This window comes from Alcaligenes sp. EGD-AK7 (assembly GCF_000465875.3).
GTDB classification, from domain to species: Bacteria; Pseudomonadota; Gammaproteobacteria; order Burkholderiales; family Burkholderiaceae_B; genus Alcaligenes; species Alcaligenes phenolicus.
In genome coordinates this window covers 1-1,038 of the sequence record NZ_AVOG02000020.1, presented here as the reverse complement: position 1 = coordinate 1,038, position 1,038 = coordinate 1, and the positions used below count along the sequence as shown (strand labels likewise).

Sequence of the window (1,038 nt, the reverse complement as noted above, 5' to 3'; positions counted from 1 at the left end):
GACGCCCATACATGGAGATGTTGTATGTCCTTTGATCCGGATGACTATCTGTCGCGACACTTCCAAACCAGCGGCGCCGAACTGGAAAGCAAGATCGATGAGCTGGCGGCCATGGTCGTTCCGGCCAACAGTCCCAACCTACCGCTGTATCGGGAAATGCTGGTGACCGTCACACGCATGGCGCAGGCCGATCGCAGCCGCTGGGACGCCAAGATCCTGCTGCAGACCATGCGCGAGATGGAGCATGCATTCAGCCGTCTCGATCAGTTCAAGCGCCGGCGCAAGGTCACGGTATTCGGTTCCGCGCGCACACCGGTCGAACATCCGTTGTACGCCCTGGCGCGTCAGCTGGGCGCCACGCTTGCGCACTACAACTTCATGGTCATCACCGGTGCCGGTGGCGGCATCATGGCGGCCGCCCACGAAGGGGCCGGTCGCGACAACAGCCTGGGCCTGAACATCACACTCCCGTTCGAGCAGCACCCCAACCCGACGGTTGGCGGTACCGAAAACCTGCTCTCGTTCCACTTCTTCTTCGTCCGCAAGCTGTTCTTCATCAAGGAGGCGGATGCCCTGGTGCTCTGCCCTGGCGGGTTCGGCACCCTGGACGAGGCACTCGAAGTGCTGACACTGATCCAGACCGGCAAGAGCCCACTGGTGCCCGTCGTGCTGCTCGACGAACCCGGTGGCACTTACTGGAAGGATGCACTGCGCTTCATGCGCGGCCAGCTGGAAGAGAATCGCTACATCCTGCCCAGCGATATGCGTCTGATGCGCCTGGTGGATGATGCCAACGAGGCGGCGAAGGAGATCGCCAACTTCTACCGCAACTTCCACTCCAGCCGCTGGTTGAAGGATCGCTTCGTTCTGCGCCTGAACCACAAGCTCAACGAACAGGCCATGGAATACCTGAACGAGGAATTCGTCGACCTGTGCCTGACAGGCTCGTTCGAACAGCAGAACTGCTGTGAGTCCGAACTGGACGAACCGGAGCTGCAGCGCCTGCCGCGTTTGAGCTTCGTATTCAACGGCCGCAAC

Annotated in this window: 1 protein-coding gene; it reads left to right on the top strand. The window is 60.9% G+C overall.

The window, feature by feature from the left end:
- Nucleotides 1-24 precede the first annotated feature (24 nt).
- A partial coding sequence (locus N879_RS10895; RefSeq protein ID WP_022983365.1) for an LOG family protein occupies nt 25-1,038 on the top strand: 1,014 nt, incomplete at its 3' end.